Origin of the sequence: Aquabacterium sp. (genome assembly GCF_030652515.1) — a bacterium.
GTDB lineage: Bacteria > Pseudomonadota > Gammaproteobacteria > Burkholderiales > Burkholderiaceae_C > Aquabacterium.
The window spans coordinates 66,409-87,712 of sequence record NZ_JAUSAR010000188.1; the positions used below are offsets into that span (position 1 = coordinate 66,409).

Sequence of the window (21,304 nt, forward strand, 5' to 3'; positions counted from 1 at the left end):
CGAAAAAAATCCCTAAGTCGTTGATTACTTAGGGATTTTGGAGCCTCAAGAACCGTCTTGAGACCATTGAATGGTGGAGCCGGGGGGAATTGAACCCCCGTCCGCAAACCATCACCGAGCAGTTCTACATGTGTAGCCGTCTGATTTGGATCTCACGGACTCTGTCGCGCAGCGGCACGCTACAGAACCCGCCAGTCACTTAATCTCGTCCTCTACCGAGTGACCCGGCAGAGAACCAGCCAATGTGTATGACCTCACAGTCCTTGTCTTACGACTCAGACCCAGCCCATCGGCCAACTGTTGTGAGGCTCACCGGTGTTAAGCGGCGAGTGCGAACGTTTGATCGTTTGCAGTTACTTTGTTTCCAGCTGGATTTACGAGCGAACTGGAGCTCGACATGCCCTACTTCGGATCCGCATCCACGTCGAAACCTGGTCGGCCCCTTGGAAAAAGGTACCCCATTGTAGGCTTAATCGCCCGGGCGTGCTTGTAGTCAACACCCGGGTAAAAATCAGCTGCGGTAGTCGGCGTTGATGGTCACGTAGTCGTGCGACAAGTCACAGGTCCACACGGTGGCCTGTGCCGCGCCGCGGGCCAGGCCCACGCGCACGGTGATCTCGCTTTGCTTCATCACGCGCTGGCCGTCTTCCTCGCGGTAAGCGGGGTGGCGGCCGCCCTTGGTCACCACGTGAACGTCGTCCAGGTGCAGCTCAATCAGGGTCTGGTCCAGATCGCCAATGCCAGCGTAGCCCACGGCGGCCAGGATGCGGCCCAGGTTCGGGTCGCTGGCGAAGAACGCAGTTTTGACCAGGGGCGAGTGGGCAATCGCGTAGGCGGCCAGCTTGCATTCGTCCTCGGTGCGGCCGCCTTCCACCGTGATGGTGATGAACTTGGTGGCGCCTTCGCCGTCGCGCACGATGGCCTGGGCCAGCTGCTGCGACACGGCGATCACGGCAGTGCGCAGGGCGCGGCCCTCGGTGCTGTCCAGGCTGGTGATCTCGGGGTGCGCGGCCTGGTTGGTGGCGATCAGCACAAAGGAGTCATTCGTGGACGTGTCGCCGTCGATGGTGATGCGGTTGAAGGAAGCATCAGCCGCCTCCGTGACCAGGGTCTGCAGCAAGCCGGGCGCGATCTTGGCGTCGGTGGCCAGGAAGCCCAGCATGGTGGCCATGTTGGGGCGGATCATGCCCGCGCCCTTGCTGATGCCGGTGATGCTGACCGTGGCCCCACCAATGCTGACCTGGCGCGAGGCGGCCTTGGGCAGGGTGTCGGTGGTCATGATGCCTTCGGCGGCCAAGCCCCACTGGTCGGCCTTCAGATCGGCCAAAGCTGCGGGCAGGCCGGCCTGGAGGCGGTCGGTGGGCAGCGTTTCCATGATCACGCCGGTGGAAAAAGGCAAAACCTGCTCGGGCGCGATGTCCAGGTGCTGGGCCAGGGCCACGCAAGTGGAATGCGCACGCACCAGGCCGTCTTCGCCGGTGCCCGCGTTGGCATTGCCGGTGTTGATCACCAGGGCGCGGATATCGCTGTTGGCGGCCAGGTGCTTCTGGCACAGCTGCACGGGGGCGGCGCAGAAGCGGTTCTTGGTGAACACGCCGGCCACGGCACTGCCTTCGTCCAGGGTGATGACCGTCAGGTCGCGTCGGTTGGCCTTGCGGATGCCCGCCATGGTGATGCCCAGCTTGACGCCGGGAACAGGGTGCAGGTCTTGGTGGTTGGGGGCGGACAGATTGACGGGCATGGTGAGTGGGCTCCAGCGAAGGCTGTGATTTTCACATGGCCTTGAACTGGTAGGCGTACATCCGGCCGACTTCCAGGGTTTCCGGGCGGCCGCGCAGGTGCACGCGCATGCGGCCGTTGGTGCGGCTGACACGCTCGATGGCTTTGAGGTTGACCACGGCGCTGCGGTGCACCTGCCAGAAATGCTGCGGATTCAGTCGGGGCAGCAGTTCGCGCAAAGGGGTGCGGATCAGCACTTCAGCGCCAGTGGCACCGATGCTGGGGGTGATCACTCGGACGTATTTGTCAGCCGCTTCAAAGTACTGCACCTCTTCGATCGGGATCATGAGCAGGCCCGAACCCATGGCGGCCTGGATCACGGTCAGTGGCGCTGATGAGGGAGTGAGGTCAGCTTGGCGTTCCAGGCTGGCGCTGCGCAGGGCTTGCAGGGTGCCAGCCAGGGCGCCGTCGTCCTGCGCGGTGGTGCGCAGTTTGAGCTGGGCTTTCAGGCGTTGGCAGGTGGCGGCCATGCGCGTGGTCTGGACGGGCTTGAGCACGTAGTCAACGGCGGCGCGCTCAAAGGCGGCCAGGGCGTACTGGTCGTAGGCGGTGACGAACACGATCAAGGGCAGGGGCTGCTCGGCGGGCCACGCTTCCACGATGGCTTCAGCGGCATCCAGGCCATCGCGGTCGGGCATGTGGATGTCCAGGAACAGGATGTCGGGTTGCTCGGCCGTGGCGCGGGTGATGGCTTCACCGCCATCGCGCGCGGGGGGCAACAAGGTCAGCTCGGGCCACAGGCTGGTCAGCATGGTGGCCAGGGCCTGGGCCAGCACGGGTTCGTCTTCGGCGATCAGGGCGGTGGCGTTCATGGCAAGGCGATGGCGTTGGTGACGAGGGCGGGGTGGGCCACGGGCAGGCGCAGGGTCACGTGGGTGCCCGTGCCAGCAGGCTGGGTTTCCAGGCTCAGACTGGCGGTGCTGCCGTACAGCGATTGCAGACGATCGCGCACGCAGCTCAGACCAAAGCCACCGGTGCCGCGCCGGGCCAAAGGGGGGGTGGCTTGCAGACCTTGGCCGGTGTCGTTCACGCACAGGATCAGGTGCTGGCCATCGTGGCGGGCTTGCACGGTCAGTTGCCCGCCTTGGCGGCTGGGCTCCAGGCCATGCTGGATGGCGTTCTCAACCAGGGGCTGCAGCAGCATGGGCGGTACCGGCAGGGCGGACAACTCGTCGGGCAACTCCAGCCGCACTTGCAAGCGTGAGCCCATGCGGATCTGCATCAGGGCCAGGTAGTCGGCCACGCGCGTGAACTCTTCCGACAAGGGGTGGGCGGGGATGCGGGTGGCGCTCAAGGTGGCGCGCAGAAAAGCGATCAGGTGGGCCAGCATGTCTTGCGCGCGTGGCGGGTCGCTGGCGATCAGGGCATGCAGGTTGGCCAGGGTGTTGAACAGCATGTGCGGTTCCAACTGGGCTTGCAGCAGTTGAAGCTGGGCTTCGACCGCCTGGCGCTGCGCGGCTTCGGCGCGCACCTCGCTGGCGGCCAGGCGCACGCGCAGGTAATCGACCGTGAAGGTGACCAGGGCCGAGCTGTAACTCAGCACCATCGACACGCCGATGGGCGGGCGCTGCTCGGGCACCGGGAAAGGCCAGGGCAGGGCCAGCGCGGCTTGGGCCATGGCGATGCCCATGACGCCGGCCACGGGGATGCCAAACAAAATGCCCAGCACGATGGCGGGCCAGCCCACCAGGCCGTAGACGCCGCTGCGGTCAAAGCGCGCTCTGGCATCAGGCAGCTGCTTCCAACGTCTGCGGGCCTCGCTCAGCCAGACAATGCCAAGCAAGGTCCAGCACCAGTAGCCCAGGCACAGGGCATAGATCATGTTGACCAGGAAGCCGTAGCGATGGGGCGATTCGCGGCCCAGCGCCCATTCCATGGCCCACATCACCAGTGCGATGGACACGCTCCACAGCAAATTGAAGCGCCCGGTCCGGGGGATGGAGCCGTGGACGATCAGGTCGCTGGGGTATTCGCTGTCGGACATGAATGGCGTTCTACCTTAAAAAGCGCAGCCACTCAAAATGCTGCACCGCCAGCGGCCCGAAACCCACGATCGTCAAGCTGACCGACATCACCACGATGGGCAGGATCCAGCGCTCGTAACGGTGCACGAAGCTGGCATTCTCGACTTCGTGATCGGACTTGTCGATTTCGTCTTCGCCCACCACCTGGCGGGTCAGCAACTGGTTGAGCGCCACGGGCGGTAGCAAGTACCCCAGCTCGAAGGCCACCAGCACCATCATCCAGAAGTGCACCGGGTCGATGCCGTTGCGGTAGGCGATGGGGGCCAGCGTGCCCGACACCAGGAAGATGGCGCCAATGGGCTCCATGAACATGCCCAGGACAACCTTCGCGATCATCAGGAAGGCCATGGCGGCCCAGACGCTGGAGAAGTGGTGTGGGGCCAACTCAATGATTTCGGAGCGCTCCACCACGCCACCCACGGTCTGCGACAGCATCATCAGTCCGATGTAGGCGCCGATGTGCGAAACAGTTTCGGTGGTGGCCGAGCGGATGGAGGCTTCAACACCAACTTGCCGGTGTGCGGCGTAGCTGGGCTGGTGGGACTTTGGCTTGGCGGGCTCTCGGGCGGCCAGGATCTTGTCCAGGGTCAGCACCACAATCATCAGGACCGGGATGATGGTGGGGGCGGAGATCTCGTTGAGGGGGGTTTCCAGGGCGAAGCTGTAGAAGCCCACCACGGCCATCACCGCAGCCACATGGGGCAGCAGGGGCACGAGTTGGCGCAACATCTCGGGCAGCGCAATCCTGGCGGGCGTGATGTTGGAGGGCTGCGTGCGACGCATCTGCGAGGCGATGAAGAACATGGTCGAGGTCAGCACGAAGACGTAGCCACCCCAATGGAAGAGCTGGTCCGACGTCACCTCCTTGTTGAGCATGGTGATGCCCACCACCAGCAGGCTCGGGCGCAGCACCACGCCCAGCGAGCCGGACATGGCGGTGGCGGCCAGGGCGTACTGGCTGCTGCCCCCCACGGCGCGCACCTCGTGGTAAATGATGGCACCTGCCGCGATCACGAACACGCCCGAGGCACCGGAATAAGCAGTGGGCAGCGCGGCGGCCAGCAGGATCAGGTAGGTCAGCAACTCTGGTGAGAACTTCCAGGGCCGCAGGGTGTTCATGAACAGATCCACCAGGCGGCTTTGCTTGAGCAGCATGCCGGCCCAGATGTACAGCGCCAGTTGCAGGGGCAGGTTGGGGATGTCCATCAGTTTGCTGACGTAGATGGCCAAGCCAGACGGGTGGTCGTGCAGCAGGAAGTAGATGCCGGAGATGAGGCCCATGCTGGCGAACAAGGGCATCGACTGCAGGCCCTGGCCCCAGGTGCCCACGCCCTTGGTAACGGCTGTGACGGGCCTGGCCAACTGGTAAACGCTGATCACCAGCAGCACGCCGAACAGCACTATCCACAGGTAGTACAGCCAAGGGTGTTCAATGGGCACGCCTGCTTCGACCGAGATCTGTTGGTAGCGGACGGCCGACTGCAGCAGCAGCGCCGAGGCCATCGTCATGGTGATGGATTGCACGCGGTAGTCGCGCTCGAACTTGGGTGGGCGCAGACAGATGTGGTGAAAGCCCAGGGTGGTGGCGATGGACGTCACGGTGAGTAGCAACAGCAAAATCAGCGGCCGGTTCTCGCTGCCAAAGTGGAACAGGCCGAAGAAGCTGGTCTCCACCGTGCGGTAGGCCACGATGGCCGGGGTGATGTGCTTGACCACCTGCTCGTACAGCGCGTGCCGGGCCTGGCACTGCGCCACCGTGGACTCGACCGATTGGCGCAGCAGGGTCGGGTCCATGGCCTGTTCGGTGAACAGTCCGTCGATGTCGTCGTCGACCGTGCTTTTGCGGGAGCGTTCGGCCTGCAGGCGCCCGACCTCGGCATCGACGTTCAGTTGCGGGTCGCAGGTTGGGCGAACGGGGTCGGCTCGCATCATGAAGTATTGAACGTGGCCCCGGTCGTCGTGGAACAGGATCTCGCCAAATTTCAGCAACTGGCCGTGGATCATCTCGCCGGTGCCGATGAGCAGGATCAGCAGCAAGAGCGTGATGGTGGGCAGGCTGATCAGCCATTCTGAGGCGGTTCGCCCCAGCAGCCGAGGCATGGCCAGGGCGGGTGTGCTCGTTGTCGTAGTCATGTGGTCTCCTGGCGAGGGTGCATCGGGGCACCGTCTCTTGTGTGTGTTTTCGCCAGGGCAATATAGAGATGCAGATGATCCGGTTCCAGCACCTTGGGACGAACGGCTGCTGCGTGTCGCGAACGGTACCTGGAGGGCGTGAACGAAAAAAGGGCCCCGAAGGGCCCTTGCTTTGAACGGGTGTCAGCTCACGCCAGCTTGCCGTGGCAGGCCTTGTACTTCAGGCCGCTGCCGCAAGGGCAGGGGTCGTTGCGGCCCACGCGCGGCACTTCTTGGGCCACGGTGGACGGGTCGGTTTCCGTGGCCACGCTGCCATCCTCGTTGGGATGGGTGTAGGTGACATTGGAGATGGACTCGCCACGGCTTTCGATGGCCTGCGCCGCCAAGGCCGCTTCTTCCTGGCTCTGGATGCGCACGGTCATCAGCTGGCGCGTCACGTTCATCTTGATCACGTCCAGCAACTGGCCGAACAGCTCGAAGGCTTCGCGCTTGTACTCTTGCTTGGGGTTCTTCTGGGCGTAGCCGCGCAGGTGGATGCCCTGGCGCAGGTAGTCCAGCGCCGACAAATGCTCGCGCCAATGGCTGTCGATGGCCTGCAGCAGCACCATGCGCTCAAACGTGCCGAACTGTTCCTTGCCAACCTGCGCCACCTTGCTGGTGTAACCCTCGTCACCGGCCTTGAGCACTTGTTGCAGCACATCGTCGTCATCGGCGGCGCTGGCGGCTTCGACCCATTTCTTCAGTTCTATCTCAAGCTGCCATTCGTCCTTCAAGACCTTTTCCAGGCCCGTCAGGTCCCACTGTTCTTCCAGACTTTCGGCGGGCACGAAGGTGCGCACCACGTCGGTCAGCGCACCCTTGCGCAGGCTGCTGATCGACTCGGCCACTTCGGTGGATTCGAGGATCTCGTTGCGCTGCTGGTAGATGACCTTGCGCTGGTCGTTGGACACGTCGTCGTATTCCAGCAGTTGCTTGCGCATGTCGAAGTTGTGGCCTTCAACCTTGCGCTGCGCGCTTTCAATGCTGCGGCTCACGATGCCGGCTTCGATCGCCTCGCCTTCGGGCATTTTCAGGCGGTCCATGATGGCGCGCACGCGGTCGCCCGCGAAGATGCGCATCAGTTGGTCGTCCAGCGACAGGTAGAAGCGGGTCGAGCCCGGGTCACCCTGGCGGCCGGCACGGCCACGCAACTGGTTGTCGATGCGGCGTGACTCGTGGCGCTCGGTGGCGATGATGCGCAGGCCGCCCAGGTCCTTGACCTTCTGGTTCAGCTCGATCTGCTCGGCCTTCAAAGCTGCGATGCGCTGGGCCTTGGTGACCTCGTCCAGCGACGCATCTTCTTCAATGTTCTGCACCAGCTTTTCAACGTTGCCGCCCAGCACGATGTCGGTACCGCGGCCGGCCATGTTGGTGGCGATGGTGATCATGCCGGGGCGACCGGCCTGGGCCACGATCTCTGCTTCACGGGCATGCTGCTTGGCGTTGAGCACCTGGTGCGGCAGCTTCAGCTTGTTCAGCATGTCGGCCAGCAACTCGGAGTTCTCGATGCTGGTGGTGCCGACCAGGGTGGGCTGACCGCGGTCGTAGCATTCCTTGATGTCGTCGGCGATGGCCTTGTACTTCTCCTGCGAGGTCTTGTAGACCAGGTCCAACTGGTCTTTGCGCAGCATGATCCGGTTTGGCGGGATCACGATGGTTTCCAGGCCGTAGATCTCCTGGAATTCGTAGGCTTCGGTGTCGGCCGTGCCGGTCATGCCCGACAGCTTGCCGTACATGCGGAAGTAGTTCTGGAAGGTGATCGAGGCCAGGGTCTGGTTCTCGGCCTGGATGTCCACGCCTTCCTTGGCCTCCACCGCCTGGTGCAGGCCATCCGACCAGCGGCGACCCGACATCAGGCGGCCGGTGAATTCGTCCACGATCACGACTTCGCCTTGCTGCACCACGTAATGCTGGTCCTTGTGGAACAGGTGGTGGGCACGCAAGGCGGCGTACAGGTGGTGCATCAGGGTGATGTTGGCGGCGTCGTACAGGCTGGCGCCTTCGGCCAGCAAACCGGCCTCGCTCATCAGGCGCTCGGCGTTCTCGTGGCCTTCTTCGGTCAGGTAGACCTGGCGCGATTTCTCGTCGGCGGTGAAATCACCCGCTTCGATCACGCCTTCGCCCGTGCGCGGGTCAGCCTCGCCAATCTGGCGCTTCAAATGAGGTACCACCGCGTTGATGCTGATGTACATCGAGGTGTGGTCTTCGGCCTGGCCGCTGATGATCAGGGGCGTGCGGGCTTCGTCGATCAGGATGGAGTCGACCTCGTCCACGATGGCGTAGTTCAGGCCACGCTGCACGCGATCGGCCAACTCGTAGACCATGTTGTCGCGCAGGTAGTCGAAGCCGTACTCGTTATTCGTGCCGTAGGTGATGTCCGAGTTGTAAGCCTTCTGCTTTTCTTCGCGGCTCATCTGGGGCAGGTTGATGCCCACGCTCAAGCCCAGGAAGTTGTACAGCTTGCCCATCCACTCCGCATCACGGCGTGCCAAGTAGTCGTTGACCGTGACCAGGTGGGTGCCCTTGCCGGTCAGGGCATTGAGGTAGATGGGCAGGGTGGCGGTCAGCGTCTTGCCTTCACCGGTGCGCATTTCGGCGATCTTGCCGTTGTGCAGGGCCATGCCGCCCAGCATCTGCACATCAAAGTGGCGCATCTTGAAGACGCGCTTGGAGCCTTCGCGCACCACGGCAAAGGCTTCGGGCAGCAGGTCGTCCAGCGTCTCGCCCTTGGCCACGCGCTGTTTGAACTCCTCGGTCTTGGCCCGCAACTGATCGTCGGTCAGGGGCTCGAACGTGGGCTCCAGGGCGTTGATTTTCTCGACCACGCGCCGGTACTGCTTGAGCAGTCGTTCATTGCGGCTACCGAAAATCGAAGTGAGAAGCTTGGGCAACATGGAAGCGTTTAGAGAGAACCGGAGCCAAAAAGTGTAGCACCAGGGTGATGGCGCTTCGTGTCCAAGGGTTCGCCCCTACAATCAGCCCGGCATGCACCTCTCCCGCTTCAGCGGCACCGCCGCTTCGTCCACCAGCATCGCGCGAGTCCTTGTGCTCGCCGCGGCGCTGCTGTGCGCGCAGTGGGTGGGGATGCTGCACCGGATTGACCATGCCGGTGGCCAGGCCCATCTGCAGCAGGCGCATGGTCAATCTGACAGTTCGCCCGCCAGCCCGTCTTCGCTTTCGCATTCTTGCGTGGTGTTCGATGGGGCTTACCTGGCGGATTGGTTGCCCACCGCCTTGGTGGGGTTCTGCGCGGAGCACAGGGCCCATGTGCTGCCGTCCGCCATCGGCTTCGCGTCGTGGCAAGGCCTGTTCTTCGGCCATTTCCAGCCGCGTGCCCCGCCCGCTGCCTGAAGGTTCCAGCCTCACAGCCCGACCGCGCCAGCCCGCCGCTATCCCTGATGACTTGAGGGGGCCGCGCGCCGCTGCCGGTCGTTGATTGGTCCGTCAAGGAATTTTCTTCATGCAGCTCCAACGCACTTTGTTGGCCAGCGCGGTTTTGTCCGTCCTGGCTTCCACCTCCTTTGCCCAAACGGCATCCCCTGTACCCGCCACCACGCCGCCCGCGCCACAACAAGAGGTGGCCTTGCCCACGGTGACCGTCACGGCCACACCTTTTGGCGCCAGTGAAGGCGCCCAGATCCTCGCCCCTGCCAAAGTCTTGTCGGGCGACGAACTCGACAACAAGATGGGCGCTTCTCTGGGTGACACGCTGTCCCACGAATTGGGCGTGTCGGCCTCGGCCTTTGGCGCGGGCGCCTCGCGGCCCATCATCCGTGGCCTGGAAGGCTCGCGGGTCAAGATTCTGCAGAACGGCATGGACGTGTCCGACGTGTCCGGCCTGTCAAACGATCATGGCGTGACGATCGATGGCCCCACCGCCCGCCAGATCGAGATCCTGCGCGGCCCCGCCGCACTGCTGTACGGATCGGGCGCCATCGGTGGCCTGGTCAACGTGGTCAACGACCGCATCCCCACGGTGCTGGAGCCCGAGCCCACGGGTGAGGCCGAACTGCGTTACGGCACGGTGGACAAAAGCGGCACGGCGTCCGTCTCGGCCACCGGTTCCACCGGGGCCATTGGCCTGCACGTGGATGGCAGCGCGCGCAACGCCAGCGACTACAAGATCCCGGGCGGAGACCGATTGCCCTGGTCCTACACGCGCCAACACAGCATCGGCGTGGGCGCGTCCTACATCCAGGAGTGGGGCCACATTGGTGCCTCGGTGGGCCAGGTGGAGAGCCGCTACGGCATCCCCACGGAAGAAGGCGCGCAGATCGATCAGAAGCAAACGCGCTACGACCTGGACACCTTGGTCAAAAACCCGTTCGCGTCCTTCGAGACCTTCAAGTTCAAGCTGGGCTACACGGACTACAAGCACTCGGAGCTGGATCTGCAGGGCGTGCCCGAGACCAACTTCGCGAACCGCGCACTCGAGTCCCGTTGGGAGCTGACCCACGCGCCCGTGGCCGGGTGGCATGGCACCTTTGGCCTGCAAACCGAAGACGGCAAGTTCTCGGCACTCAGTGCAGATGGCGGGGCGCCCGACACCGTGCCGGTCACCAAATCGACCTCGGCCGCTGGGTTCCTGGTGGAAGAGCGCGACTTTGGCCCAGTGCGCATGAACGCTGGCCTGCGCTATGAAAACGTCAAGCGCAAGCCCGTGACGGGCGAGGACCGCTCATTCAACCTCACCTCGTATTCCGTGGGCGGCTTGTGGCCCTTCACGCCGGGCTATGGCCTGGGCCTGACCGTTTCGGTGGCCGAGCGCGCACCCGCCACCGAAGAGCTCTATTCAAACGGCCCGCACGATGCCACCGGCACCTTCGACATCGGCAGCGCCGCGTTCAAGAAAGAGACGTCGCAGAACTTCGAGCTGTCACTGCAAAAGACCCACGGACTGGTCCGCTGGAAGGCCAACGTCTTCGAGAACCACGTCAAGGATTTCATCTACGGCCAGATCACCGGCAACCTGGTGGACGAGGATGGCTTGCCGGGTGGCGACTTGCGTGAGCGCGTGTTCGGCCAGGCCGACGCCGTCATCCGTGGCGCCGAGGCCGAGGTGAGCTACAACTTGCGCGGGCAGGGCCTGTCATGGCGCGGCTTTGCCGACACCTCGCGCGGTTCGCTGAACGATGGGGGCAGCTTGCCGCTGCAACCGGCCACCCGCTTCGGTGCCGACATCGGCTTCAAGCACGGGCCGTGGCGCACGGGGGCCTCGGTGATCCATGCGCAGTCGCAAGACCGCTTGGCCGCGTCTGAAACGCCCACACCTTCTTACACCCAGCTTGACGCCAACCTGTCCTACACGCAGCGCATCGGCAGCAACGACGTGACCTGGTTCCTGCTGGGCAAGAACCTGCTGAACGAAGACATCCGCTTGTCGACCTCGGTGCTCAAGGACGTGGCGCCCTTGCCCGGCCGCAACTTCATCGTGGGCCTGCGGACGCGGTTTTGACCGGTGCCTTGCCCTGCCCGGCCAGGAACTTGGCCGGGTTTTGTTGCACGCCCTCCACCAGCACCTCGAAGTGCAGGTGGGGGCCGGTGGATCGGCCTGTGGTGCCCACTTCGGCGATGGGCTGGCCGCGTTTGACCAGGTCACCTTGGTGCACCAGCATCTTGGAGGCGTGCGCGTAGCGGGTCACCAGGCCATTGCCATGGTCCAGCTCCACCAGTAAACCATATTGCGGATGGGGCCCGGCCGACAGCACCACGCCACCGGCCGCCGCGTTGATGGGCGTGCCCACGTCGGCGGCAAAGTCCAGGCCGGTGTGCAGGGCCGGTGCGCGTGTGAAGGGATCTCGGCGGAAGCCAAAGCCCGAGCCCACCGGGCCTTCAAGCGGGGCGCTGCTGGGCACCATCAAGGCCTCCAGGCGTTTTTCAAACAGGCGCGATTCGATCAGCGTGAGGACGTCGGCATTGCGGTCGCTCAAGGTGCCCATCTGCGCCATCTGGCTGTTCAGCGTTTCCAGTGTCGTGCTGGACGGGGTGGGTGGCTGGCGCAAGGGCACCAGCGGGCCACCACTGGCCGACGAGGGCAAGCCCTCGATGTGTTTCAGCTCTTCGGGTTTGATGCCCGCCAGGCCAGCCACGCGTTCGTTGACGGCTTCCAGGTGCAGCAGGCGGGCCTGCATTTCGCCCACGCGTTCGGCCATGGCGTCCAGGTTCTCGCGCATGAAGCGGTCGCGCTGGGCCAGCTCCTTGCGCTCAACGTAGCGAACCGCTTCGGAGATGATCGGCCAGTGTTCGTGCGCGGCCTTGAGCACAATGGCGTGGTAAAAGCCCAGAGACGCCAGCATCAGCGGCACCAGCAAGGCCAGCACGGCCAAGCCCAGTGACCACGGGGTGAACTGCAACACCCGGGTGCGGGCCAGGGAGCTGGTGGTGAACAGAATTTGCATGCAACGAACCTTTCGCCGACCTGATTTTCATGAGCCGCCCATGAGCCGCAAGACCACCTTCAACTTCAAGCCCAGCGTGCCCGACGTGCCTGGGCTGACGGCGGCTTTGTCAAAGGCCACGCCCTTGGTGAGCTTGTTGCAGCGGCTGGAAGCTTCCAAGCAGTGCCTGGAGGCCGTGCGGGCAATCCTGCCAGCCGGGTTGGCTGCCCATGTGCGCCCTGGCCCCCTGGACGAAGAAGGCTGGACCTTGCTGGCCGCCAACTCAGCCGTTTCGGCCAAGTTGCGGCAGCTGCAGCCGCATCTCATGGAGGCGCTGCGTCAAAAGGGGCTCAAGGTTAACGCAATCCGGGTTCGTGTACAAACCCAGTGAAAACACCGGGCTAGCTCAGATCCACAAAGGCGGGATCAGTGCGGCCAAAGCCTGGCGTTGGCTCACGGCCTTGCCTTGCAGGGCAAAGCCCAGCAATTGCTCAGGCTGACCTGGGGCCGTGAAGCGGGCTTCCAGGGCATCGTCCGTGGTGGTCACGGTCCATTCACCCTGCGCATCCAGCGGAGGCGGGCACACCACGGTGGGGCAAGCGGGCGTTTTCACGATCACCGGCATGGCGGGGTAGGCCACGGGTGTTTTCTGTCCGGCCAGGCCTGCCGCCAAGGCGCGAGCCTGCTGCATCAGCGGCAGCACATAGGGCAGGGTGTGCCCATCGACCTCGGCGCAATCGCCCACGGCGTAGACGTGCTCGGAGCTGGTCGCCAGGTGCCTGTCTGCCACGATGCCACGGTTGACCTGCAAGCCAGCGCTGGCTGCCAAGGCCGTGCGGGGCTTCAGGCCAATGGCCGACAGCACCAGGTCGGTCTTGAAGGTCGAGCCATCCGTCAGGGTGACTTGCAGGCCCGGGCCATCGCTGGCCAGGTCGACCGATTGCATGGCCACGCCAAAGCGGAAGCGCGCACCAGCGGCTTCCAACTTGGTCTGCAAATTCAGGCTGGCGGCTTCGGGCAGCAGGCGGCCCAAGGCGCGGTCGGCCAGGTCCAGCACCGTGGGCTCGATGCCGCGGTGCAGCAGGTCGTTGGCGAACTCGCAGCCAATCAGGCCCGCGCCCAGGATGGTCACGTGCTTGACGCCATCGGGGTGGTCCAGCGCCTCAGCAAACTTGGCGAAATCGTCCAGGTCGTTCACCGACAGCACGCTGTCAGCGGCGTTGCCTTTCAAAGGCAATCGGATCGGGTCGGCGCCCATGGCCAGGACCAGGTCGCGGTAGGGCAGCACTTCGCCGCTGTTCAACAACAAGGTGCGGGCCTGGGTGTCCAGGCGCTCGACCGTGCTGTGGGGCAGCACCCGTGCATTGATCTCGGCGCCAATCTTGTCGGCGGCCTTCATCACCAGCGTGGCGGCCGTTTTCTTGCCGGCCAGCGCGTTGGACAACATGGGCTTGGAATAAAAGCCCGCGTGGTCGCGGCTGACCACCACGATGGGCACTTGCGCGTCCAGCTTGCGCAACTCGCGGGCCACGTTGTAGCCCGCCAGGCCAGAACCAATGATGACGACCGAATCAGACGACATGGGGTGATTTCTCTTTCAGATCTCGATCATCTCGAAGTCGGACTTGCCGACGCCGCAATCGGGGCAGGTCCAGGTGTCGGGCACGTCGGCCCACAGGGTGCCGGCGGCGATGCCTTCGCTGGGGATACCAGCGGCTTCGTCATACACAAAACCGCAAACGACGCATTGGAAGGTCTTCATTTCGCAAACTTTCAAAAACAGGGGGTGGATTCTGAGGCAAAAAGCCAATTTTCAGGCCGAAATCTTGTCCAGCACGGCTTGGTAAGCGTTGGCATGGCGTTCTTCCACCTTGGTCAGGGCGGCAAAACGCTTGGCGGCTTTCTCCAGCACGGCCTTGAACTGCGCGGCGTGTTCCTTCGATTCGGCGATCTGCTCATCGATTTCTTTCACGGCCGCGTCATGCCCTTCAGCCACGGCGGCGTTGCGAAAACCGGGGTACATGGTGGTGAACTCATAAGTTTCACCCTCGATGGCGAACTGCAGCGCCTTGGCCGGGGTCATGTTGGCCTTGGGGAACAGCAAATCCAGGTGGCCGAAGGCGTGCATCACCTCCTGGTTGGCGGTTTCTTCAAAGTGTTTGGCGGTTTCCTCGTCGCCCATCTCGCGGCACAGCTTGGCGAAATAGCGGTATTTGATGTGGGCCATGGATTCGCCTGCGAAGGCGGCCTCCAGGTTGTGGATGGTGACCGAGGCGGGGTCGTGGAAGGGGCTGGCCATGTGTGGTCCTTTGTTGTCAGGTGGGTGGCAGTGAATGCCAATGAGCTGACTTTAGGCTTTGCTGATAATTAACAAAAGGCAATCAACTTAATGTCATCGATTTGTTTTGACTATGATCAATCTGAGTTCATCTTCTGCAAGGCATTCATCAGATGCGTCAAAGGCGTCGCGTTGATGTGAGGTGCCATGGGGAACACGTCATCACCCGGATAAACCACCCATTGGTGCGTGGCCTGAACATCCGCCGATCCGGTGTGGAACCCTTTGCTGACGACCGGGGCTTTAGACCGCTTGATTTCAATGGCCCACCGCTGCGCGTTTGGCAGCTCCAACACCAAATCAACCTCTGCGCCTGCCGATGTTCTGTAAAAGGTAGCGGTGGTGCTTTCAGGTGCTGCGGCAATGATGTTTTCGATGGCCCAGCCTTCCCAGCTGCCGCCTGCAACAGGGTGGCCCAGGATTGAATCCCGGGTGGGCAGGCCCAGCAAGGCGTGAACCAGCCCGCTGTCGCGCACGTAGATTTTTGGGGCCTTGACCAGCCGTTTGCCCTCATTGGATGCCCATGGCTGCAAGCGGCGCACCAGCATCAAATCGCACAGCAAATCGACATACCTTGCCACGGTCTGACCACTCACCGCCAGTGAAGCCGCCAGTTTGGCTGCGTTGATCAATTGGCCCTGTTCGTGGGCCAGCATGGTCCACAGCCGTCGCAGTGTTTGTGCAGGAATGCGTGGCCCCAGTTGGGGAATGTCGCGCTCCAGGTAGGTTGTGATGAACTGTTGGCGCCAGCGCATGCTGGCTGCATCAGAGCTGGCCAAAACCGAGTCTGGAAAGCCGCCCCTGACCCATAAACGCTCATGGGGCGCTGCCGCCAAGTCGGGCGCCTCAATGGCCAGCAATGTGGGTAATTCAGCGTAGGCCAAGCGGCCCGCCAAGCTTTCAGAAGACTGCGCCAGCAATTGCCCAGATGCCGAGCCCAAAAGTAAAAACTGGCCTGTGCGTTGATGGCTGCGACGTCGCCGGTCGATCACGCCACGCAACATGGCGAATAAATCCGGTGCGCGTTGCACTTCGTCAAGGATGACCAACTGCCCTGCATGGGCCTCCAGAAAAGCTTCGGCATCTGCCAGCTTGGCCAAGTCGGAAGGAGACTCCAGATCCAGGTAAACACCGTTGGCCCCCAACGCATCAGACATTTTCAGCGCAAGCGTTGTTTTCCCAACTTGGCGTGGCCCCAAGATGGCGACCGCAGAGAACTCCTGCAGCAACTGGCGAATGTGGGCAAAAGCAATGCGGTCGATCATCCTTGCAATTGTTCCATAACAAGGAATAATTGCAAGGATCAATCGGTTGTTCTTAATCCATGAAATGCCCCCCTACAATCCGTTGACGATTTCACATGGAAGAAGTGGGCTCATGACTCAACGCAGGTCGCATCCGTTCCGCCAGATCATTGCTTTATTGACTTCGTTTTCGGTGCTGGTGGCGCCTTTGGCGCATGGGCAGGGGCTGGGTGGGTTTGGCGACGAGGCCCCCTATGGATCGAGCGGCTTTGGTTCTTCCCTGGGAGGCGCGCGCCAGGGCACTGGCATGGGTCAGATGGACAGCATGGGCAGCATGGGCAGCCCTCAGATTCGCCAATCGTCAGGCGACGATCGCAGCATCGTCTATCCGAATCAAGGCCTGGGTGCGCAGGGGCGCAGCAACGGTAACCCGCAGATCTTCAGCGCAGACCAGAGCCTCAAACCGCTGCCGCCCAACGATTTTCAGAAGTTCATTCTGGACAGCACAGGGCAAGCGTTGCCCTTGTATGGCGCCACGTTTTTCTCTCAAGCGGGCAGCAGTTATCAGCCGCTGGCCAACACCCCCGTCTCACCTGACTACACCCTGGGCCCCGGTGACGAGGTTCTGATCCGTGGGTGGGGTGCGGTGGACGTCGACGTCAAGGCGGTGGTCGATCGCAATGGGCTGATTCACATCCCGCGTGTCGGGGCCGTGTCACTGGGCGGCGTCAAGTCTTCGCAAGCCGAAGGCGTCATCCACGCGGCCGTGGGCCGCTACTACCGCGACTTTCAACTGAGCGTCACGCTGGGCCAATTGCGCGGCGTGACTGTGTACGTGGTTGGGCAGGCGCGCAAGCCCGGTGCTTACACGCTGGCCAGCACGTCCACCTTGGTGTCTGCCTTGTTTGCCAGCGGTGGCCCCGGGGCCAATGGCAGTTTGCGCCACGTGCAAGTCAAGCGGGCTGACCGCGTGGTGGCGGAATTGGACCTCTACGCCTTTTTGTCCAAGGGCGACAAAAGCGCGGACATCAAGCTGCAGGATGGCGACACCATCGTGATCCCTGCCGCACGCGGCTATGTGGCCCTGACCGGCAAGGTCAACACACCAGGCGTTTACGAGCTGGCTGGCAAGAACGACAGCATCGACAGCATGCTGGCTTTGGCGGGTGGCTTGCCCGTGGTGGCCGACCCCAAGCGCGCTTATCTGGAGCGTGTTGACCCTTCGCGCAAGCCATCGCGCAGCGTTGAAAGCTTCGCGCTGGATGGAGAAGGCCTGAAGCGTTCTTTGAAGAATGGGGATTTGCTGACCGTTCAATCGCTCACCGCCGAGTTTGGCAACGCCATCACCTTGCGGGGCAATGTGGACCAGCCTGTGCGCTTGCCCTGGAAGCAGGGCATGAAGGTGCGCGACCTGATTCCCAACAAGGCATTCCTGATGTCGCGTGCGTCGGTGAAGCGGCAGAACGAGGTGTTGTTGACGGAGGATGAGAAACGGCGGATTGACCGAAATGCCTTGCGCCGCAGCCGAATGGACAACAACGAACAGCCGCTGCCCGACAGTTCATTGGGTTTGGAAGGACGGGTGAACGATGCTGACAGTTCTGGTCCGCGCGATGCGCGTGAAACTGCGGATACGCTCGCTCAGCGCATTGGCAATCTCGTGGATGAGGTGAATCTTGATTACGCCGTGATTGAACGGGTGGACAGCAACGACGTGTCGGTCAAGCTGGTGCCTTTCAACCTTGGCAAAGCGCTGGAAGACGCGGCCAGCCCAGAGAATTTGGCCCTGCAACCTGGCGACATCGTCACGGTGTTCTCGGTCAACGATGTGCGGGTGCCTCAGGCGAAGCGGCAGGTGTTTGTTCGGGTTGAGGGCGAGGTGCAGCGGCCGGGCATCTATCAAATGAAGCCTGGTGACAGCTTGCCGCAGCTGGTGGCGATGGCGGGTGGTTTGACGCCGGATGCTTACCTGTTCGGTTCGAGCTTCTACCGCGAGGAAGTGCGCAAGACGCAGGCTGAGAATTTGGAGCGTTTGGTGAGGCGCCTGGAGGCGCAAAGCCAGACCAAGCTCAGTTCATCGGCGGCCAGTCTGTCGAACGTGAGCGGCGATGCGGTGGCGCAGTTGCGAGTGCAAGCCGAGGCCGCGGCTCAAAAGCAGGCGTTGGATCGCTTGCGCAAACTCAAACCGACTGGGCGGATCATGTTGGGGTTGGCGGATGATCAAGCCACTGCAGATGCCTTGCCAGTGTTGAAGCTGGAAAACCAGGATCGTTTGGTAGTGCCTGCTCGGCCTGACTTCGTCCACGTGCTGGGATCGGTCAATACCGAGTCTTCATTGATATGGCAGCCGGGTAGAACGGTTCAGAATTACCTGGATCTGGCTGGCTTGACGAGCGGTGCAGACAAGGACGAACTGTTCATCATTCGTGCAGATGGCAGTGTGTTGTCGGATGCTGACCATTGGTTCAATCGGATCACGAGCACCAAAGTGTTGGCGGGGGATTTGATCGTGCTGCCGGAAAAGACCGATCATGAAAGTGGCTGGAGTGCGTTCACCCGCAATGCGAAGGATATTACACAAATTGTGTATCAGTTCAGTTTAGGTGCGGCCGCAATCAAGACCTTACGCGACTAATGGCCCAAGACATGACTCAAAACACACAAGTAAACGCCTATGGCAGTGATATCAGCTTTTTAGATCTTATATATCCGGTCGTGGCAAGCTGGCGCCTACTTTTGATGGGACCCCTTATGATTGGTCTGATTGTGTTAGGGGCTACATTTCTAATCAGGCCAACATACACAGCAACCACTGAATTTTTGCCTCCTCAACAACAGCAGAGTGCTGCTGCTGTGATGTTGCAAAGCCTCGGGTCTTTTAGTGGATTAGCCGGTGCGGCTGCAGGGCTTAAAAATCCAGCAGATCAGTATATTTCTTTTTTAACCAGTAAAACTATTGAAGGCGAATTGATTAAACGCTTTCAGCTTAAGTCGCGCTATAAAGCCGAATTAAACGAGGAGGCAGCATCAATGCTGGCAGCCAATACCCGGATTAGTGCGGGGAAAGATGGGTTAATAAAAATAGAGGTAGATGATATTGATCCAATATTTGCGGCGCGACTAGCTAATGGTTACGTTGAAGAGCTTGAAAAGCTGGTGGGAAGGCTTGCCGTCACGGAGGCGCAGCAACGCCGCCAATTCTTTGACAAGCAATTACAGCAAACCAAAAAGAATTTGACGCGCGCTGAGATCGCATTGAAAGAAACGGGTATTAACAGCGCAGATTTAAAAATGAATCCTGGGTCGGCTGTGGCAGCAATCGCATTTCTTCAAGCACAAGTAGCAGCCCAGGAAATAAAACTAGGAAGTATGCGTGGATATCTGACTGAGTCCGCGCCGCAATTCAAAAAAGCACAAAGTGAGCTTGCCGCATTGCGTGAACAGTCGCGAAAAGCTGCAAATACAACGCAGCTGAATGATGTGGGCAATTCGGATTACATTTCAAAATACCGGGAGATGAAATATCACGAGACATTGTTTGAACTTTTTGCCAAGCAATTCGAGTTGGCAAAAATTGACGAATCAAGGGAGGGCGCGATGATCCAAGTAATTGATGTGGCCTATCCACCTGAGCGAAAAAGCAAACCGAAGAAGGCTATGTTATCAATTTTAGCAACGATATCTACGGGATTCGCGCTGTTGCTCTTCGTCTTTGCAAGGCAAGCAGTGCAAAACATGCAACGGGACTCCGAGTCTTCAGTCAAGTTGGCCCGACTGCGCAATGCATGGCGTAAGCAGTAAGCACACTTAAGTATTTTATATAGCAATATATTTTGAGCAGATAAATGATAGCACTCTCGCTTATCAATGCAGTAGTGCTTCTGCTAATTATATTAATCGATCGAAAAATCTTTAGAGGTAATGTATTTTCGCCGGGGGCGATATTCGCATATTTTGCGTTGCTTCCAGCGCTGTCAGGTATTTATTTCTCATTCAGGAGTGATAAGTTTGATGAAATAATATTGGCCCAGCTGGATGCGGCTTACCACGATAGGTATTATGCGAATGTGGCGCTGCTGCTAACTATGCTGAGCAATATTACGGTGTATGTTGGTATAGCAATGGGGTATTTTGCAAGAGGTGAGGTGACGACGTTCGTCTTTAATCGTGTGTTCATGTTTCGGGGTTTTGAATCGGGCGATAGGGGCGAAAAAAACATTGATAAAAGAGTATGGTTATTCGGGGGAATTGTTTTTGCGCTTGGGTTGGTTGCTTATGTAGCATTTCTAACAATTATCGGCGGGCTATTTGCTTTATGGGCTGAGTTGCATCTTCGTTCAGTAAAGAATGCAGGTCTAGGTTATCTCCAGACTTTCTTTATGATGGCGATACAAATTGGTGCAACAAGTATGCTTTATATTTCATTCAAATACGATAGAACTGGGAGGTCAATAATAATAATACTGCTATCCGCCTTCGTGTTGGGGTCTATCGGCGCAAGGGGTCCTGTATTGACTTTCTTGCTGTCAATCTTGCTTTTGTATCACTTTAAGATAAAAAAATTCCAGAAACTCATTAGTCCGCAGTTGGTGGCCCTATCATTGTTTGTGCCGATATTTGTGGTTGCAATGCTGCAGTTTCGAGGCAACTCACCCGGCGGACCATCAAAAGAGTTTTCAGAACTGGCGTCCAATAGTATTGGGAGCATTGAGCAAGGCTTCATTGCGAGAATTGGGCGGATAGAACGTGATATGGTTATATTGAAATATTTTGATGACAATGACTTCTGGTTTGGTGCCTCATATTTGGGCCTTATCTATGCGCCAATACCGCGGTCGTTATTCCCGGAAAAGCCGCCCAATGACACTGGAATGTATCTGCGTGTGATGGCTCTGGGCGACAGGGTTTCACCACCTCAACCTGTTTCAACTCTTGGATCCTCTGGATGGCCTGAAGGTAACTGGGCTGGATATATGAACTGGGGATTCCCTGGGTTCTTCTTCCTTTTTTATGTATCTGGATATTTGCTGGGCGGATTTTACGGATATCTCGTGCGTAACAATTTCCCTATTTTTGCCACTTGCATATATAGCGTATTTGCTGTGGGCGGGGCCCCTTCATTATCCGTGGCGGGTTTGATTAACCTGGCTATGCTATTCTTGGTAGCAACGCTGCTTATGGTCACCGTAACGCCTCTAATCGGCTCAGCAAGAAAACTAATGGTAATTTTGTCAAGCCGTTAGGCATAGCGGAACTTGCCGGGAGGTCGAAGCACCTCAAAAAAGCACAGCACTTACATAAGATGATGGAATCTAAATGGTGATAGATACCTATACAGATGCCAGGGAAATTCCAATAATTTGGGGTTGA

16 protein-coding genes and 1 other RNA gene are annotated in these 21,304 nt (G+C 60.4%); 6 read left to right on the forward strand and 11 right to left on the reverse strand.

Annotation, left to right across the window (positions count from 1 at the left end; all coding sequences use genetic code 11):
- Positions 1–71: 71 nt before the first annotated feature.
- The 6 genes from ssrA to secA all read right to left on the reverse strand — a co-directional run bounded on the left by ssrA (position 72) and on the right by secA (position 8,869).
- Positions 72–443: a transfer-messenger RNA gene (gene ssrA, locus Q7V20_RS21200) on the reverse strand.
- Between the two features lie 68 nt (positions 444–511).
- A complete protein-coding gene (gene argJ / locus Q7V20_RS21205) occupies positions 512–1,741 on the reverse strand; it encodes a bifunctional glutamate N-acetyltransferase/amino-acid acetyltransferase ArgJ (protein ID WP_304795674.1) in 1,230 nt (409 codons plus the stop codon).
- A gap of 31 nt (positions 1,742–1,772) precedes the next feature.
- Complete coding sequence (locus Q7V20_RS21210; RefSeq protein ID WP_304795675.1) at positions 1,773–2,591, reverse strand: LytTR family DNA-binding domain-containing protein; 819 nt, start codon at positions 2,589–2,591, stop codon at positions 1,773–1,775.
- Complete coding sequence (locus Q7V20_RS21215; protein ID WP_304795677.1) at positions 2,588–3,763, reverse strand: sensor histidine kinase; 1,176 nt, start codon at positions 3,761–3,763, stop codon at positions 2,588–2,590. The genes Q7V20_RS21210 and Q7V20_RS21215 overlap by 4 nt, the downstream gene beginning before the upstream one ends.
- A gap of 10 nt (positions 3,764–3,773) precedes the next feature.
- A complete protein-coding gene (locus Q7V20_RS21220) occupies positions 3,774–5,936 on the reverse strand; it encodes a TRAP transporter large permease subunit (protein ID WP_304795679.1) in 2,163 nt (720 codons plus the stop codon).
- A gap of 188 nt (positions 5,937–6,124) precedes the next feature.
- A complete protein-coding gene (secA, locus tag Q7V20_RS21225) occupies positions 6,125–8,869 on the reverse strand; it encodes a preprotein translocase subunit SecA (protein ID WP_304795681.1) in 2,745 nt (914 codons plus the stop codon).
- A gap of 91 nt (positions 8,870–8,960) precedes the next feature.
- Between secA and Q7V20_RS21230 the strand changes: the two genes are divergently transcribed.
- Positions 8,961–9,326: a hypothetical protein gene (locus tag Q7V20_RS21230; RefSeq protein WP_304795682.1), complete on the forward strand. Its 366-nt coding sequence runs from the start codon at positions 8,961–8,963 to the stop codon at positions 9,324–9,326.
- A 109-nt stretch (positions 9,327–9,435) separates the two neighbouring features.
- The gene (locus Q7V20_RS21235; protein ID WP_304795684.1) at positions 9,436–11,430 is read left to right on the forward strand and encodes a TonB-dependent receptor; all 1,995 of its coding nucleotides are present in this window, start codon (positions 9,436–9,438) and stop codon (positions 11,428–11,430) included.
- On the opposite strand, the gene Q7V20_RS21240 is transcribed toward Q7V20_RS21235, so the two are convergent.
- The gene (locus Q7V20_RS21240) at positions 11,402–12,373 is read right to left on the reverse strand and encodes a M23 family metallopeptidase (RefSeq protein ID WP_304795686.1); all 972 of its coding nucleotides are present in this window, start codon (positions 12,371–12,373) and stop codon (positions 11,402–11,404) included. The two genes, Q7V20_RS21235 and Q7V20_RS21240, sit on opposite strands and share 29 nt — an antisense overlap.
- A 40-nt stretch (positions 12,374–12,413) precedes the next feature.
- Between Q7V20_RS21240 and Q7V20_RS21245 the strand changes: the two genes are divergently transcribed.
- The gene (locus Q7V20_RS21245) at positions 12,414–12,743 is read left to right on the forward strand and encodes a DciA family protein (RefSeq protein WP_304795688.1); all 330 of its coding nucleotides are present in this window, start codon (positions 12,414–12,416) and stop codon (positions 12,741–12,743) included.
- 15 nt (positions 12,744–12,758) lie between these two features.
- On the opposite strand, the gene Q7V20_RS21250 is transcribed toward Q7V20_RS21245, so the two are convergent.
- From Q7V20_RS21250 to Q7V20_RS21265, 4 genes are all read right to left on the reverse strand, one after another.
- A complete protein-coding gene (locus tag Q7V20_RS21250) occupies positions 12,759–13,934 on the reverse strand; it encodes an NAD(P)/FAD-dependent oxidoreductase (RefSeq protein WP_304795690.1) in 1,176 nt (391 codons plus the stop codon).
- Between the two features lie 15 nt (positions 13,935–13,949).
- Positions 13,950–14,114, reverse strand: coding sequence for a rubredoxin (locus Q7V20_RS21255; RefSeq protein ID WP_230181663.1), 165 nt, complete (start codon positions 14,112–14,114; stop codon positions 13,950–13,952).
- A gap of 51 nt (positions 14,115–14,165) precedes the next feature.
- Positions 14,166–14,651 (reverse strand): rubrerythrin family protein, encoded by a 486-nt coding sequence (locus tag Q7V20_RS21260; RefSeq protein ID WP_304795692.1) that lies wholly within the window; start codon positions 14,649–14,651, stop codon positions 14,166–14,168.
- Between the two features lie 116 nt (positions 14,652–14,767).
- Positions 14,768–15,955: an ATP-binding protein gene (locus Q7V20_RS21265; RefSeq protein ID WP_304795694.1), complete on the reverse strand. Its 1,188-nt coding sequence runs from the start codon at positions 15,953–15,955 to the stop codon at positions 14,768–14,770.
- 112 nt (positions 15,956–16,067) lie between these two features.
- Here Q7V20_RS21265 and Q7V20_RS21270 point away from each other — a divergent pair, with 112 nt between their 5' ends.
- The 3 genes from Q7V20_RS21270 to Q7V20_RS21280 are packed head-to-tail and all read left to right on the forward strand — an operon-like array spanning position 16,068 to position 21,177.
- On the forward strand, positions 16,068–18,569 hold the full coding sequence (locus Q7V20_RS21270) for an SLBB domain-containing protein (protein WP_304795695.1): 2,502 nt from the start codon (positions 16,068–16,070) through the stop codon (positions 18,567–18,569).
- A gap of 11 nt (positions 18,570–18,580) precedes the next feature.
- Positions 18,581–19,735, forward strand: a complete 1,155-nt coding sequence (locus tag Q7V20_RS21275; RefSeq protein WP_304795697.1) for a Wzz/FepE/Etk N-terminal domain-containing protein — start codon at positions 18,581–18,583, stop codon at positions 19,733–19,735.
- A 44-nt stretch (positions 19,736–19,779) separates the two neighbouring features.
- Positions 19,780–21,177 carry a hypothetical protein gene (locus Q7V20_RS21280; RefSeq protein WP_304795699.1) on the forward strand — a complete coding sequence of 466 codons (1,398 nt, stop codon included), beginning with the start codon at positions 19,780–19,782 and terminating at the stop codon, positions 21,175–21,177.
- Positions 21,178–21,304: the final 127 nt, after the last annotated feature.